15 protein-coding genes are annotated in these 12,384 nt (G+C 70.0%); 7 read left to right on the top strand and 8 right to left on the bottom strand.

The features are described from left to right. Positions 1 to 49: 49 nt before the first annotated feature. Positions 50 to 1,075, bottom strand: coding sequence for a phosphate/phosphite/phosphonate ABC transporter substrate-binding protein (locus LLS1_RS00400; RefSeq protein WP_223358793.1), 1,026 nt, complete (start codon positions 1,073 to 1,075; stop codon positions 50 to 52). A gap of 67 nt (positions 1,076 to 1,142) precedes the next feature. Further along, positions 1,143 to 1,910, bottom strand: a complete 768-nt coding sequence (locus tag LLS1_RS00395) for a hydrolase (RefSeq protein WP_226653120.1) — start codon at positions 1,908 to 1,910, stop codon at positions 1,143 to 1,145. Between the two features lie 105 nt (positions 1,911 to 2,015). On the opposite strand from LLS1_RS00395, the gene LLS1_RS00390 reads away from it, so the two are divergent. Continuing rightward, positions 2,016 to 2,579, top strand: coding sequence for a hypothetical protein (locus LLS1_RS00390; protein WP_223358795.1), 564 nt, complete (start codon positions 2,016 to 2,018; stop codon positions 2,577 to 2,579). Here the strand turns inward: LLS1_RS00390 and LLS1_RS00385 are convergent. Then, positions 2,560 to 3,126 (bottom strand): dihydrofolate reductase family protein, encoded by a 567-nt coding sequence (locus LLS1_RS00385; protein ID WP_226653119.1) that lies wholly within the window; start codon positions 3,124 to 3,126, stop codon positions 2,560 to 2,562. The two genes, LLS1_RS00390 and LLS1_RS00385, sit on opposite strands and share 20 nt — an antisense overlap. Positions 3,127 to 3,164: 38 nt before the next feature. Then, complete coding sequence (locus LLS1_RS00380) at positions 3,165 to 3,422, bottom strand: hypothetical protein (protein ID WP_226653118.1); 258 nt, start codon at positions 3,420 to 3,422, stop codon at positions 3,165 to 3,167. A gap of 187 nt (positions 3,423 to 3,609) precedes the next feature. Between LLS1_RS00380 and LLS1_RS00375 the strand changes: the two genes are divergently transcribed. Next, positions 3,610 to 4,659, top strand: coding sequence for a hypothetical protein (locus LLS1_RS00375; RefSeq protein WP_223358798.1), 1,050 nt, complete (start codon positions 3,610 to 3,612; stop codon positions 4,657 to 4,659). Here the strand turns inward: LLS1_RS00375 and LLS1_RS00370 are convergent. After that, positions 4,646 to 5,044: a MerR family DNA-binding transcriptional regulator gene (locus LLS1_RS00370; protein ID WP_226653117.1), complete on the bottom strand. Its 399-nt coding sequence runs from the start codon at positions 5,042 to 5,044 to the stop codon at positions 4,646 to 4,648. The genes LLS1_RS00375 and LLS1_RS00370 overlap by 14 nt on opposite strands. Positions 5,045 to 5,135: 91 nt before the next feature. On the opposite strand from LLS1_RS00370, the gene LLS1_RS00365 reads away from it, so the two are divergent. Then, the gene (locus tag LLS1_RS00365; RefSeq protein WP_223358800.1) at positions 5,136 to 5,363 is read left to right on the top strand and encodes a hypothetical protein; all 228 of its coding nucleotides are present in this window, start codon (positions 5,136 to 5,138) and stop codon (positions 5,361 to 5,363) included. A gap of 19 nt (positions 5,364 to 5,382) precedes the next feature. Here LLS1_RS00365 and LLS1_RS00360 read toward each other — a convergent pair whose 3' ends face one another. After that, positions 5,383 to 5,820, bottom strand: a complete 438-nt coding sequence (locus LLS1_RS00360; RefSeq protein WP_223358801.1) for a MarR family winged helix-turn-helix transcriptional regulator — start codon at positions 5,818 to 5,820, stop codon at positions 5,383 to 5,385. A gap of 72 nt (positions 5,821 to 5,892) precedes the next feature. Between LLS1_RS00360 and LLS1_RS00355 the strand changes: the two genes are divergently transcribed. Beyond that, positions 5,893 to 7,974: a glycoside hydrolase family 10 protein gene (locus LLS1_RS00355; protein ID WP_226653116.1), complete on the top strand. Its 2,082-nt coding sequence runs from the start codon at positions 5,893 to 5,895 to the stop codon at positions 7,972 to 7,974. Here the strand turns inward: LLS1_RS00355 and LLS1_RS00350 are convergent. Beyond that, complete coding sequence (locus tag LLS1_RS00350) at positions 7,925 to 8,740, bottom strand: shikimate 5-dehydrogenase (RefSeq protein ID WP_226653115.1); 816 nt, start codon at positions 8,738 to 8,740, stop codon at positions 7,925 to 7,927. The genes LLS1_RS00355 and LLS1_RS00350 overlap by 50 nt on opposite strands. 62 nt (positions 8,741 to 8,802) lie before the next feature. Further along, the gene (locus tag LLS1_RS00345) at positions 8,803 to 9,324 is read right to left on the bottom strand and encodes a pyridoxamine 5'-phosphate oxidase family protein (protein WP_226653114.1); all 522 of its coding nucleotides are present in this window, start codon (positions 9,322 to 9,324) and stop codon (positions 8,803 to 8,805) included. Positions 9,325 to 9,434: 110 nt separating this feature from the next. Between LLS1_RS00345 and LLS1_RS00340 the strand changes: the two genes are divergently transcribed. Genes LLS1_RS00340 through LLS1_RS00330 form a run of 3 tightly spaced genes read left to right on the top strand, consistent with a single transcriptional unit; the run spans position 9,435 to position 12,372 of the window. Continuing rightward, a complete protein-coding gene (locus LLS1_RS00340; protein WP_226653113.1) occupies positions 9,435 to 10,652 on the top strand; it encodes an NAD(P) transhydrogenase subunit alpha in 1,218 nt (405 codons plus the stop codon). Beyond that, positions 10,649 to 10,960, top strand: coding sequence for an NAD(P) transhydrogenase subunit alpha (locus LLS1_RS00335; protein ID WP_226653112.1), 312 nt, complete (start codon positions 10,649 to 10,651; stop codon positions 10,958 to 10,960). The genes LLS1_RS00340 and LLS1_RS00335 overlap by 4 nt, the downstream gene beginning before the upstream one ends. Next, a complete protein-coding gene (locus LLS1_RS00330; RefSeq protein WP_226653111.1) occupies positions 10,957 to 12,372 on the top strand; it encodes an NAD(P)(+) transhydrogenase (Re/Si-specific) subunit beta in 1,416 nt (471 codons plus the stop codon). Before LLS1_RS00335 ends, LLS1_RS00330 begins: the two co-directional genes overlap by 4 nt. The last annotated feature ends 12 nt before the right edge of the window (positions 12,373 to 12,384 follow it).

Below are 12,384 nucleotides of genomic sequence, written 5' to 3'. Positions count from 1 at the left end.
GGCCCCGCCGACGCGCGTTGCGTCGACGGGGCCGCGGTGGTGGGTCGGATCAGCCGAGGCCGATGCTGGCGGCGGCGTCCTGCGTCTTCTTCAGGCTGGCCGGGTCGGCGTCGACGAGGCCGGTGATCTGGTAGATCGCGGTGAGCGCCTTCACGCCCTCCTCCGTGCTCGCGTAGTCCTTCATCGCGTCGGCGATCTTGGTCTGCCACTTCGCGCTGATCTTGCCGGTGATCGAGACACCGTCGTTCGGGATCTCGTCGGTCAGAGCGAAGACGACGACCTTCTTGCCGACGTCCGGGGTGTCCTTCGCGACGACGCTGCGGGCGTCCCAGTAACTGGTGCCGACCTCCGCGTCGCCGTTGTAGACCGCGAGGACGCTGGCGTCGTTGGCCGTGACCTGGACGGTCTTGATGTCCTTGTCGACGTCGAGCCCGGCCTTCTTCATGGCCGCGACCGGGAAGATGTAGCCGGCCGGCGAGGCGGCCTGGAGGAGCGAGACGGTCGCGCCCTTGATCTTGGTGATGCTGTCGAGTCCGGCGGGCCCGGTGCCTTTCTCGGTGCCGTTGCAGTAGAGCATGCCGTTGGCGCCGGCGACGGGCTTGTCGGAGCAGTACTTGTCGGGGTCGTTCGTGAAGAACTGGGCGGCGTACGTGCTCTTGCCGTTGCGCTGCGTCTGCAGGGCCGGGACGGCGCCGTACTTGTCGCACGCCTGGCTCATCTGGAGGCTGGGGAGCATGCCGATCTGGGCCTGGTTGCTGCCGATCGCCTCGACCGCGGCCTGGTAGTCCTGCGTGATGACGCCCTTGACCGGGATGCCGAGACGCTGGGTGAGGGCCTCCTCGAGCGGCTTGACCGTCTCGACGAGCTTGCTGGCGTCACCGGACGGCACGAGGGCGAGCGTGAGCTGGGTGGGGTCGGACGCCGAATCGTCCGCGGTGCCGGTGCACGCGGCGGCCGGTGCGGTGGACGATTCGGCCGAGGCGGTCTGCTGCTGCACGCCGCAGCCGCTGAGAGCCAAGGTGGTGAGGAGCGCGAGGCCGGTGGCGCTCGCGGCGGCGGTCTTGCGGAGTTTCATTGCGTTCCCATTCTGTGCGGGTGGTGGGGTCGTGCGATGCGGATGCGGTGGATCGGTGGAGAAGTCGTCAGGCGGAGGCGGGAGTGGACGAGATCGTGCTCCCGACGGGGTGAGCGTCGGCGAATGCGACGGGGTCGGCGACCCAGGCCGCGATGCCCGGGTAGAGCTCCGGGAACGACGCCGCCACGAGGTTCGCCGGCCCGGCACGGTGGCCGAACCGGTCGATGAGCGCGGTCGCACATCCCGCAGCGGCCGGGGCGGCGAGGTCGTTGCCCCAGATGTCGCCGACCGAGAGCAGCGAGCGCGGGTCGCGTCCGTCCAGCAGGGCGGGCAGCAGCGTCGTCCAGCCCGCCGGCTTGCGCGCCTCGGCGTGCACCCGGTCGATCGAGTCGGCGAGGCCGAGCCCCGCCAGGGTCTCGACGACGCCACCGAGGGGGGCGTTCGTCACGAGCACCCGATCCACCGAGCCGGCGAGCCCGTCCAGGAACGTGGCGAGACCGTCGGGCGCAGTGACGTCGAGCCGGCCGTCGGCGAGCTCGCGGCGGCTGCGCTGGTAGGCGCGCTGGAGCAGCTCCTCGTCCGCGTGGCCCGCGGCGAGCTGGGCCACGGCGGCATAGCCGTCGGCGTACGCGGGGGATCCCGGCTCGCCGTCGAGGAACGCTCCGAGCCGGGCGCGGAGGTCGGAGTCGAGCCGCCCGCCCGCGGAGTCGTCGCGATCGAGGATGCCGGCGATCACGGCCTCCGCGTACGCCCACACGGGTGCGTCGCCGACGCACACCGTCCCGTCGAAGTCGAGGACGAGCACGGGCCTGTGGGAAGAACGTCGGTCGATCACGTTCAGCAGCATAGGTCGCGATGAACGTTCCGTTCATGAAAATCCTGCTGATGAAACGATCGTTCACACAGTGTTCACACGAGGGACCGCCCGTAGACTCTGAGGGTGGTCGACGGCATCCCGGGGTCGAACGAGGCCCTGTTCGACCTGCTCGGGCAGAGCAGCTGGGTGCTCCTTCCGGCGGTCCCCGCGAGAACGGTCGTGGCCGAGCTCGCCGCAGAGGTCCTCGACGACCAGTTCTCCTGGAGCGAGAACCCCCACCTCGGCGAGGGCGGTCGTGTGCTGGTGCTCACCTCCCCGATGAACGGGTGGATGCTGCTCCAGGGCGCGACCGAGACTGTCGGTGCCGTGGCCGCCGAGCTCAGCGAGCGACGCGACGTCTATCGCGCCATGATCGATGTGCGCCTGCCCGTGATGAGCTGGTCGTTCCTGGAGGGCGGCATCCCGGTGAGGACGGTCTCGCTGGAACTCGGGGACGACGGCGACCTCGTCGCGCGCACCGCGGGCGATCCGCTGCCCTTCGAGCGCGACGGCGCGCTGGATGCGGGAGGGCCGACAGGGCTCGACCCCTTCTTCTACCCGGTGGCCATCCTCGGCGAGCACGGCGTGACGCTGGACGAGCTCGAACGCGCGCTCGACCGGCCGAGCGTCACCGTGCGGATCCGCTGACCCTGTAGCGCAGCAGCACGACGGAGGAGGTGAAGGTGCGCTCCTCCACCAGGTCGAGCCGCAGGAACGTCGCGCGGGGCAGTGCCGGGGTTCCACCGCCGACGCTGACCGGCACCACGAACAGCGAGACTTCGTCGACGAGTCCGGCGCGGAGGGCGGCCGCCGCGAGCGTCGGGCCGCCGATCGAGACGTCGGCGCTGGAATCGTCGACCAGGCTGCGCACGGCGACCGGATCGAAGACGGGCTCCAGCCGGGTGCGCGGGGTGGTGACCGCGTCGAGGGTGGAGGAGAAGACGACTTTGTCGGTGTCGCGCCAGATCCGGGCGTAGTCGGCGATGACGGGGGGATCGTCCGGGCCGGGCAGTTCCTGCCAGACGCGCATCGTCTCGTACATGCGCCGACCGTAGAGGGCGGTCCCGGTCTCGCGCTCGCGGTCGTTGATGAACGCGTGGACTTCTTCGTCGGGCGCCGCCCAGCCGAACGTTCCTTCGGCGTCGGCGGTGTATCCGTCGAGCGACGCGATCGCGGAGAAGAGGAGGCGGCCCATGCGCCGACCCTAGGACGCCGGGCCGCCTGCGACTACCCCTAGCCGCTGATGCCCGGGAAGAGCGCGGCCAGCGCGCTGAGCTCGTCGCCGAAGATCAGCGGCACGACCAGATCGATCGCGAGCCAGATCCCGACGGTGAGCAGCGCGGCGCCGGCCGCGACGACGACGAGGACCGCGAACAGCCGGAGGTAGGCGTTCTCCGCGATCGCCGTGAGCACCCCTCGTGCCCGGCGGACCGGCGCTCCGACCTGTGTGACAGGTGCGGTCGCCGTGATGCGGTGGTCCAGCGTCGTCATCATTCTCTCCCTGCGTCCCCCTGAGTCGGACGGACCCCCTCGGCCCGACCGATGAGACAAGTCAAGCCGGGCGCGGGCGCCGTGACATCCTCCCGGGGTCGGGACCAGGTCATCCCTCGGTATGATTCCTTCAGCTCCGAGGCGGCCACGCGCCGATGCAGGAGACTCCAGTGCGAGGGGGACGTCGATGAGGTCACGCAAGCCGCTGTGGATCGCCGTCATCGCGATCGGGACGGTGCTCGTCCTCGGCCTGGGGGCGACGACGCTCGTGCTGTACTTCACGGCACGCGACGCCGCGCGTCCGGAGGCCCTGGTCTCGCGCTACCTGTCCCACGTGCAGCACGGGCAGATCGAGGCGGCGATGAAGCTGGAGGGCAGGAAGGCCGACCCCGCCCAGGTGCTGCTGACCGACGCGGCCTACGCGAAGGTGTCTCAGCAACTGTCGTCGTTCCGCATCGAACGCGTCCGCCCGGTCGCCTCCGACCGCGTGCGCGTGGATGCGCAGACCGTGGCCGGCGGTGCGAAGGAGGCGGTGTCCTTCACGCTGACGCATGGCGACGACGGCCCCGTCGGCTGGCTCGGCGTGCACGCGTGGAAGCTCCAGCCCGTGGCGCTCTCGACGGTCACCGTGGCCGTCGGGACGCACGACGCCGTCGACGTGACCATCGCCGGCGCGAAGCTGCACTGGGACGGCAAGGTGCGCCAGCTCCTCGCCTTCCCCGGGCGATACGCGCTCGCTGCTCCGGCCGCCGGCGCCTGGTACTCGATCGCCGGGGCCGACGCGACCGTGACCGGTTTCGGGCAGGGCGTGAACCTGCGCGCCTCCAGCACCCTGACGCCGGCGGGGGTCGACGCGGCGACGGCCGCCACGAACGCCTGGGTGAACGCCTGCCTGGCAGGAGGGCCGCAGCCGAAGGGGTGTTCGTTCGGGCTCGACTCCGGTCAGCCCGACGGCGAGACCTGGACCAATGTCCGCTGGGAGATGACCGCCGCGCCCGCCGTCACCTTCTCCGCGTGGGACTTCGACTGCGCACAGGGCACCATCCTGACCGCGGGCTGCTGGCCGGTGACCACGTCGACGAAGGGGTCCGCCGACTTCCACGCCGACTACCGTGTCGCCGCGAGCGGGGAGACGGGCGAGATCTACTCGACGACTCCGGGCGACATCGACGTGCAGGGCTCCATCCTGTCGATCGGGCCGGCGGGGGCCGAGTTCCAGTCGATCACGTGGGGTTGACGTCGCACCCGCAGCCGAGCGCGGGTGACGGGATGCTCTCGTCGCGTTCGGCGAGGCGGTGCGCGAGCTGGGCGCGTCGGCGCTCCAGCTCGGCGATCGCGGCGTCCAGCTCCGCGATGCCCTCGCGGTAGGCGGCGACGGAGGCCGGGCACTCGTCGCTGCGAGCGTGTCCCGAGCCGAGGCAGTCGATGAACGGAGCCGCCTTGCCCGGTGGGATGCCCGTCTCGGCGAGGTCGCGGATCTCGAGCACCGCGCGCAGCTGCTCGTCGTCGTAGTCGCGGTAGCCGTTCGGGAGGCGGTCGGGCGCGACCAGGCCCAGCTGCTCGTAGTACCGCACGGCTTTCACCGTCACGCCTGCTCGCCCGGCGAGCTCGCTGATCTGCATGGGAGCCTCCGCCCACAGCGTAAACCCCGACCCCGGGGGCAGGGTCAAGCGCGCTACACTATTAGTTAGTGCCCTAACGAATCGAGGAGACATGTCCGGAGGCTTTGCGCGCTGGTACGCGCGGTGGAACGAGAAGCTCATCCGCGTCGCCGGCCCCGCGCAGCTCGGCGCCGGCCATCCCGAGGGTCCCGACCGCCGCTCGCCCGCCGCGCCCTGCCCGATGTGCGGGCGGCCGATGACGGAGCACACCGTCCTGCGCCCGGGCGGTCAGCGCGACGCGACGCGTCTCGTGTGCCCGGAGGCGCAGGGCGCCGCCTGAACCGTCGCGCGCGCCGGCGCTAGGGCGCGCGCGTGGCCGCGGCGATGATCCCGTGCAGGCTGCCGCGCAGGCTCTCGAGCTCGCTGACCGGCAGGCCGAGGCGCTCGACGATGCGGTGCGGGATCTTCTCCGCTTCGGCCCGCAGCGCCCGGCCCGCCGGGGTCAGGCGCACGTCGAGGGCCCGCTCGTCGGCGGTGCTGCGCTTGCGTTCGATGTACCCGGTCGCCTCCAGCCGCTTCAGCAGAGGGGAGAGCGTCGCGGGCTCCAGCTGGAGCGCCTCGCCGAGGTCTTTCACCGATCGCGGCTCCCGTTCCCAGAGGGCCAGCATCACGAGGTACTGCGGGTGGGTCAGCGAGAGCGGCTCGAGCACCGGGCGATACAGCGCGATCACGCTGCGGGCCGCCACGGCGAGGCCGAAGCAGACCTGGTTCTCCAGGGCGAGCAGGTCATCGGACACGGGGCCAGTCTAGGCGCGAGCCGGTGTCGGATCGGTGTTGTCCTCCTCCCGTGTGAATGTTAGTTTCATCGAATGACCAGAGCAAGGAAGTCGGTTTCACGCTGGAGTGCCGTCGCGCTCGCCGTCGCGGTGGCGAGCGCCGGTGCGATCGGGGGAGCGTCGGCGGGCGCGGCCGCGGACACGACGCCGCTGACGAAGTGGGTGAGGACGGCGGACGGGTACGGCTACGACCCGGCGCAGCCCGTGATGCTCTACCCGGGGTCGGACCAGCAGGTCCGGATCCCGACCGAGTACGCGCAGCCCGAACGCCAGTTCCGCTCGTCCTGGGTCGCGACCGTCAGCAACCTCAACATCGCGAGACCCACCAGCGAGGCCGACTTCCACACGCAGTACACGCGCATCCTCGACCGGTTCTCCGAGGCGAGGCTCAACGCGATGATCTTCCAGGTGCGCCCGGCACAGGACGCCTGGTACCCGTCCCCGCTCAACCCGTGGTCGCAGTTCCTCAGTGGCACACAGGGCGTCGATCCCGGCTACGACCCGCTCGCGTGGATGGTGGAGCAGACGCACGCGCGCGGGATGGAGTACCACGCCTGGCTCAACCCCTACCGGGTCACGACGACGTCGATCACCTCCGCGGCCGTCCTGGCCGCACTCGGCCTGAGCGCGGACGAGGCCCGGGCTCTGAGCGCGCCGGACGCGGTCCGGGCGCTCGCCGCGGCCGGCCTGCTCTCGGCCGGCAACTACGCGGTCGAGCATCCGGAGCAGGTGCTGATGTTCAACGGGACGCTCTTCCTGAATCCGGGTGAGCCGGCGGTGCGCCAGCACGTGATCGACACCGTGGCCGAGCTGGCCACGAACTACGACATCGACGGCATCCACTTCGACGACTACTTCTACCCGTATCGCACGACCGTCTACTTCGGCGACGCCGGGGAGGACCGTGCAACGTTCGAGGAGTACGGGCTCCCGGCAGGGTATGCGGACACCGCCGACGGAATCGCCCAGTGGCGGCGCGACAACGTCACCGCGCTCGTCTCCGGCGTGCACGACGTGCTCGACCGGGTGAACGCCGAGCACGGGACGGCCGTGCAGTTCGGGGTGAGTCCGTTCGGGATCTGGGAGCACGCCTCCGTCGATCCGCGCGGCTCGAACACTCCCGCGTCGTCGTCCTCGACCTACTCCCGCTCCGTCTTCGCCGACACGCGCGCGTGGGTGGAGGACGAGCTCGTGGACTACATCGTCCCGCAGGTCTACTGGAGCTTCGATCAGGCGGCGGCCCCGTACGGCGAGATCGCGCGCTGGTGGAACGACACGGTGAGCGGAACGGACGTGCGTCTCTACATCGGGCACGCGGACTACAAGCACTTGCAGAGCTCGGCGACGGAGGCCGCGTGGGCCAACCCCGACGAGGTCCCGAACCAGCTGCTCTACGACCAGACCCTCCCGAGCGTCTCCGGCGAGGTCTTCTACGGCTACAACGACATCGTGCCGGGGTCGACCACGGGGCTGACCGGTGCCGCCCTGACGGCGATGGAGGCCAAGAACGGCTCGCTCGACCGCATCTTCGGCGACCTCCTCACCGACCGCGTGCTGCCGCCGGCCGACCCGTCGAAGCGGGAGCCGGGACTCCAGGCTCCGGTCGTCACGGCCGGTGACGCGAACGGGATCACCTGGACGGACGGCTCACCAGGCGCCACGAGGGCCTTCGCGGTCTACGTCGACGACCGGCTGCAGTCGGTGCGCTACGCCGACGGATCCGCTGAGTACTCGGTGTCCACCGCATCCGCCGCGGCGCCCGCCGCACGTGCGGGAGGGGTCGTCAGCGTGGCCGCTCTGGACCGGGCGATGAACGAGACGGTGCGCATCGCCTTCGCGCCGACCGAGCCCGGCGGCCCGGTCCAGCCGGGTGGGCCGTCGACCCCGTCGGAGGGGGCGGGTGCGGGCGGCGGCGCGGCCGGTGACACGTCCGTCGCCGCGAGCGGCGAGCAGACCGCGGTCGAGGCCATGAACCGTCTGGCGAGCACCGGTGCCGACGTCGCACCGGCGCTGATCGTGGCGGGGACCCTGCTCGGTCTGGGGGCGGTCTTGGCGACCGTCGCCGTCACTCGGCGCGCGAGAACTCCGAGGCGCGCGCGACCTGGTCGGCCGTGAGCCGTACGCCGGTGTAGCGCTCGAACTGGCGCGCGGCCTGCAGGGCGATGACTTCCGCACCCGTGATGAGGGTCTTGCCGGCCGCGCGTCCCGCCCGCACGAGCGGTGTCTCGGAGGGGAACGCCACGACGTCGAACACCGTCGAGGCGCGCTCGATGTGCTCCTCGCCGAAGGCCAGCGCCGTCTCGTGGTCGCCGCGCATCCCGAGCGGGGTGACGTTGACGATCACATCGAAGTCGGCGGCCGGCTCGTCGGCGGTCCAGGAGTAGTCGTAGCGCTCGGCCAGCGCCGTTCCCGCCTCCGCATTGCGGGCGAGGACGGTCAGGTCGTCGAAGCCGGCGCCGCGGAACGCCGCGACGACCGCCTTGGCCATGCCGCCCGATCCGCGCAGCAGTACCCGCTGCGCCGGGTCGACCGCGTGCTCGGTGAGCAACTGGGCGACCGCTTCGTAGTCGGTGTTGGAGGCGGTCAGGAGGCCGTCCTCGTTGACGACGGTGTTCACCGACTCGATGGCGACCGCCGACGGCTCCAGGTTGTCGACCAGCGGGATGATCGCCTCCTTGAACGGCATCGAGACCGAGCAGCCGCGGAAGCCGAGCGCACGGATCCCGCGCACCGCGCCCTCCAGGTCGCTCGTCGTGAACGCCTTGTAGATGAAGTTGAGGCCCAGCTCGTCGTAGAGGTAGTTGTGGAACCGGGTGCCGATATTGCTCGGACGGGCGGCCAGCGAGATGCAGACCTGCATGTCCTTGTTCAGGATGGGCATGCGTTCATTGTCGCAGGCGTGCGGGGGGCCACCGGATCCGAGACCAGGACTGTTCAGCCTCCTCAGCTGGCGATGATCCGACCGTTCTCGTCGATGCGCGCCGGTCGGACGTGATGCTCGAAGTACCGCCCGGTGATCGACGTCGGCTGCAGCTCGACATAGCGAAAGGTCTTCACCGGGCTCCACGCGGGCAGTGCGTCATCGGCGTCGCGGTTCTCGTAGTCGTCGTCCTTCACGCGCGCGACGCCGTGCATGGACACGCTCCACGTATCCCGAGGGTTCAGAGAGTCGACCTCGAAGACGACGCTCGCATTGTGAAGGAGATGGCGGAGTTTCGAGCCGTCGCTGGTGCGGAAGAGAACGCTGTGCCCTGCGGTGAAGTAGTCGACCGGGAAGATCTCCGGCACGTCGTCGTGACTCAGTCCGAGCCTTCCTACCCCCACGCCCTGCACCAAATGCCAGCAGCGTTCCTCGGCGAGCTCGATGACGGGTCCCTGCGCCGACCACTCCGGAAGATCGCTGCTCTGGCCCATGACCCTCACCCTCCGCATTCGCTCGACCAGAGCATGATCATCGGAACCCACGCCCGAGGTGCAGGGTCGAAGGTCCTGTTCCTCTGAGAACCCGACCAGATTCCGACTCGACGGGACCTTCGTCCCGGGATGGCCGGCCCGGGGTCGCCGACACTCGTCCTATGACATCGAACGACGTCCAGGCGGGCCCATCGCTCACGATCGGTGTTCTGGCCGAGACGTCTCCCGGCGAACGACGGGTGGCCCTTGATCCGGAGGTGGCAGCCAGCCTGACGGGCAAGGGATTCGCGGTCGCGGTGGAAGCAGGAGCAGGAGCCGGAGCAGCGTTCCCCGATTCGCAGTACAGCGACGCCGGCGCCCGGATCGCCCCGCGGGAGGACGTCGTCACGGCGGACATCGTCGCCACCGTTCGCAGGCCACCGGACGAGACGATCGCCGCCTTGCGGTCCGGTCAGCTCCTCATCGGACTCCTCGAGCCGTTGCAGCACCTGGAGATGGTCCGCGAACTGTGCGATCGCGGTGTCACGGCCGCTGCTTTCGAACTGGTCCCGCGGCTCCTCAGCCGGGCCCAGTCGATGGACGCGTTGTCCTCGCAAGCCGCTGCGGCCGGCTACCGTGCGGCGATCGTGGCCGCGGAGGGGTTCGGGGGATTCTTCCCGATGATGATCACGGCCGCTGGGACCGCTCGTCCCGCACGGGTGCTGGTGATCGGCGCCGGGGTCGCCGGACTGCAGGCGTTGAGCACGGCGCGTCGACTCGGTGCAGTGGTCACAGGCTATGACGTCCGGCCGGAGTCGAGGCAGGAGGTCGAGTCCGTGGGAGCGACCTTCGCGACATCATCGGTGGCCGAAGGCACCGGATCGGGCGGCTACGCACGGGCGATGACCGTCGACGAACTCGTCGCTCAGCAGGAGGAGCTCTCGGCGTTGATCGGTATGTCGGACGTCGTGATCACGACCGCGAAGGTCCCGGGAGCCAAACCGCCGCTGCTGGTGCCCCCGACTGCGATCGCCCGGCTGCGGCCCGGCTCGGTGTGCGTCGATCTCGCCGCCGGGCCTGCAGGCGGGAATGTCTCCGGGTCGGTCGACGGAGGCCGGACGATCACCTCCTCCGGCGTCCACGTCATCGGAGACGGGAATCTCGCAGCGAGCCTTCCCACCTCGGCGTCCAGCATGTACGCCAAGAACGTCCAGGCGCTCATCGCCACCCTGACAGAAGCGGGCCGCATCGCGATCGATCCGTCGGACGAACTGCATCGCACCGTTGTGGTCTGCCATGCCGGCGCCATCGTCAACGAGCAGCTGGCGGGCCTCCTCCACCCCTCCTCGCCCACGCGCGAATCGGACGAAAGTCCGAAGAAGGTCGACGTGAACTCATGAGCAGCGAACTCTTCACCGGCATCACCGTCTTCGTCCTGGCACTCCTGGTCGGATTCGAAGTGATCAGCAAGATCCCCTCGACGTTGCACACCCCGATGATGTCGGGTGCGAACGCCATCCATGGAGTCGTGATCTGCGGAGCCGTCCTGACCGCGGCGGCCGTGGACACTCCGGTCGGATACATCCTCGCGGCGATCGCCGCCGCATTCGCTGCGGCCAATGTGGTCGGCGGTTACCTGCTCACCGACCGGATGCTGCAGATGTTCCGCGCGCCGCGCCCGCAGCCCGCGAAGGGCGACAAGCGATGAGCGCCCTGCAGATCACGACCGGCGTCGCCTACCTGGTCGCGGCGGTCGGGTTCGTCGTCGGCCTCCACATGATGCGGACGCCGTCGACGGCGCGCCGGGGCAATCTGATGTCCGCAAGCGGGATGGTCCTGGCGGTCGCAGCCACTCTGGTCGACGCGATCAGCCGGAACGGATCGCTCGCCGGCTGGATCGTCCTCCTCGCAGGAGCGGTCGTCGGCAGCGCCGCGGGCATCCTGGGCGCGCGGCGTGTGCAGATGACGTCCGTCCCCCAGCTTGTGAGCCTGTTCAACGCGGTCGGAGGCGGGGCCGCGGCCGCGATCGCGCTCGCCGACCTGCTCCACGCATCACCGGCCCATCCGATCGCCCTCAGCCTCTCGGTCCCGATCGTGCTCGACATCCTCATCGGCTCGGTCACGTTCTCCGGGTCGCTGATCGCGGCCGGGAAGCTCCAAGGGATCGTGGCCTCGCGGTCCATCCGCTTCCCCGGCTCACGGGCCGTGAACGTCATCGTCGCGCTCGTCGCCGTGGTCGCCGCCCTTGCCACGATCCTGTTCCCTGTCGGAGTCACCACGGTGCTCCTGCTCCTGGTCGCGGCACTCGGATTCGGTGTCCTGATGGTGCTGCCCATCGGGGGTGCGGACGCGCCAGTGGTCGTGTCTCTGCTCAACGCGTTCACCGGACTCGCCGTCGCCATGGCCGGCTTCGTGATCGGCAACCTCGCGATGATCATCGCGGGCGCACTGGTCGGTGCGGCCGGAACGATCCTCACCCTGCAGATGGCCGCCGCGATGAACCGATCGGTCGCCAGCATCATCATCGGCGGTTTCGCCGCTGCCGACACCGCGACCTCCGCGCAGCCGTCCACCGAAACGGAGGATGTCCGCGCACTCAGCGCTGACGACGTCGCCATCCAGCTGGCGTACGCGCAACACGTGATCATCGTCCCGGGGTACGGGCTCGCCGCGGCTCAGGCCCAGCATGCCGTCGCCGAGCTGGCATCCCTCCTGGAGCAGCACGGCGTCGACGTGAAGTACGCGATCCACCCGGTGGCGGGTCGTATGCCGGGCCACATGAACGTCCTGCTCGCGGAGGTCAATGTCCCCTACGACGACCTCCTCCAGCTCGATGACGCGAACCGCGCCTTCGATACCTGCGACGTCGCACTCGTGGTCGGCGCCAACGATGTCACGAACCCGGCGGCCCGCCGGCCGGGCAACCCGGTCTCCGGCATGCCCATCCTCGACGTCGACCACGCCAAGGCCATCGTCGTCCTCAAGCGCAGCATGTCCCCCGGCTACGCCGGGATCCCCAACGAGCTCTTCACCGACCCCAAGAGCGGAATGTTCTTCGCGGACGCCCGTCAGGGTCTCACCCAGATCATCACGGCGGTCAAACAGTACGTCACGACCTGACCGCTGCGCGGA

This window comes from Leifsonia sp. LS1 (assembly GCF_020521355.1).
Classification (GTDB): domain Bacteria; phylum Actinomycetota; class Actinomycetes; order Actinomycetales; family Microbacteriaceae; genus Leifsonia.
Note: the sequence above shows the minus strand (reverse complement) of the source record. Positions and strands in the feature narration are given on the sequence as shown.